We start from the raw sequence: 1,968 nt of genomic DNA on the forward strand, positions 1-1,968 counted from the left end.
ATAAGTAATAATAAAAACTGGATATCTAAGAAATGCTTAAGAAGACTCGAACAAAAATCTTACTACTTATTTTAGTACTGGTGATATTTCACGCCGCGGGTATCGCTAGGATGCAGGGGTCTTCCGTAGTGTTGAAGAAAGTCAGCCTTTTGGGCAGTGTGAAAAGCTAGCAGGTCCTATTGGAGCAGAGGATATCACGGTCGATCGAGTGCAAAAGCTGGCTTATATTTCAGCCGATGACCGTCGCCAGGCTTTTTTGGATAAAGACTTAAAGTCCTATGAAAACGGTGGTATTTGGACTCTGGATCTCAGTGATCCAAACTCGAAACCAAAGCAGTTGATGGTCAAAATGAAAGGGGCTTTTCATCCTCATGGAATTGCTCTGCGCTTTGAACAACAAGATGGCGTTCAGGGAAAGGCGATAGAGCTCTATGCGGTAAATCATCTTGATATGCAGACACATGAGATTGATGTATTTAGCATTCTTCCTGATGGTAACTTAAAGCTACGCCGACGTATTCCATTTCCAGAGTTAATCTCGCCTAATGATATCGCTGTTGTGGGGAAAGACCGTTTCTTTGTATCAAACGATCATGGCAACCCGCGTCATAGCGTGATGGAGATTGTAGAGGACTATGCCGGGCTGGCGTTGTCTTCGCTGGTATATTTTGATGGAGAGCAGGGGCATACAGTGATCGATGGCCTTCGTTATACGAATGGGGTGACTTTGTCTGCAGACCAGAAAACCCTGTTTGTAGCTGAAACCACAGCGAATCAAGTGTCTCGCTATATGAAAGGACAGGATATGCTGTCCTGGCACTTAATTGATACGGTTTACATCCCCATGGCTGTTGATAATCTTGAGTGGTTGGATGATCAACACCTGCTCACAGCCGGTCATCCGAAAGTCTTTGAGTTTACGGCTCATATGCATGATGAAAGCCACCTTTCTCCATCTCAAGCATTTAAAATAGATGTGTCTGGTGAAAAGATGCAGGCCGAGTCGATTTACTATGATAGTGGCGAGCTGATTTCAGGCACGAGTGTGGCAAGTATGTATGAAGATCAATTACTACTTGGTGCTGTATTTGAGCCCTTTGCCCTTAGATGTGCAAAGCCGGCAGAGGCAGAGAAACAAAGCGTGGCTGTAGAATAGCGTCGAATTCCAGCTTGATGTAAGGCTACTGAGTTCCCGCTTTGTCAGTGCTTTTAACTTTACGACGTGCCAAACCTAGACCAATTAAACCGATACTTATCAATGATAGTGTCGTTGGTTCTGGGATTTCGGTAACTATTGGGTTTGCATGAGCTTGTATGGTGATCAAGCTAAATAGAACTAGCGCGACCGCGCGACTTATATGTTTCATTTTACCTTCCTTAGTAATTTTTCCTTTACTGGTGAGACGATATAAAGGAGCTTTCAGTGAGATGGAATGGCAGTCTATCTATAGAATGTGACTAATAGATGAAGCCCTCACTAGATTTCGGGCGCGAGTGTAGCGCAGATTTAGCTCAAGTGCGATTGAAAGTTAGGATAAAAGCTGTAACACAGCGCCACGTTGACTATTCGCTTGTCCTTGTACGGCGATCTGTACCTGATCTCTTATTTGGCTCGCAGCTAGGTCTGAGGCCACCTGAGCATAGTCAGTGTCACTGATTCGGCTCCTCGCTTCAGCCGTATTAACTTTGGATATGGCGATATTATCGATCGAACTCTCGACTCGATTGCTAACGGCACCAAGTTCTGATTGGCGGGATAGTACTAGCTCAGATGCTTGGTTTAAGGTTTCTAATGACTTGCTAGCTTGCTCAGCTGAACTTAAGTCTACGTCTTCAAAGCCTAATTCTTTGATCTCTTTGGCTAAGTCTTTGCCTTCGAGTTGAATGCTCTTTCCTGGTTGATCCAGTTGAATATTGAAGTCTTGTTCACCACTGAGTAGGGCCTTGCCATTGAAGTTAGTGTTTTCG

The 1,968-nt window shown here is 44.3% G+C and carries 3 protein-coding genes; 1 reads left to right on the forward strand and 2 read right to left on the reverse strand.

Going from position 1 to position 1,968, the window contains the following annotated elements:
- The first annotated feature begins 208 nt into the window (after positions 1-208).
- A complete protein-coding gene (locus A3757_RS19845; protein WP_068740151.1) occupies positions 209-1,156 on the forward strand; it encodes an SMP-30/gluconolactonase/LRE family protein in 948 nt (315 codons plus the stop codon).
- Between the two features lie 25 nt (positions 1,157-1,181).
- Here A3757_RS19845 and A3757_RS19850 read toward each other — a convergent pair whose 3' ends face one another.
- Both A3757_RS19850 and A3757_RS19855 read right to left on the reverse strand, forming a co-directional pair.
- Complete coding sequence (locus A3757_RS19850; protein WP_068512423.1) at positions 1,182-1,367, reverse strand: PEP-CTERM sorting domain-containing protein; 186 nt, start codon at positions 1,365-1,367, stop codon at positions 1,182-1,184.
- Between the two features lie 162 nt (positions 1,368-1,529).
- On the reverse strand, positions 1,530-1,968 hold a 439-nt coding region (locus A3757_RS19855), incomplete at its 5' end, for a flagellin (RefSeq protein ID WP_255374994.1).

This window comes from Oleiphilus sp. HI0117 (assembly GCF_001635235.1).

Excerpts from the sequence above, each read along its gene's own strand:
- A3757_RS19850 (WP_068512423.1), bottom strand. The coding sequence starts at position 1,367 with ATGAAACATATAAGTCGCGCGGTCGCGCTAGTTCTATTTAGCTTGATC.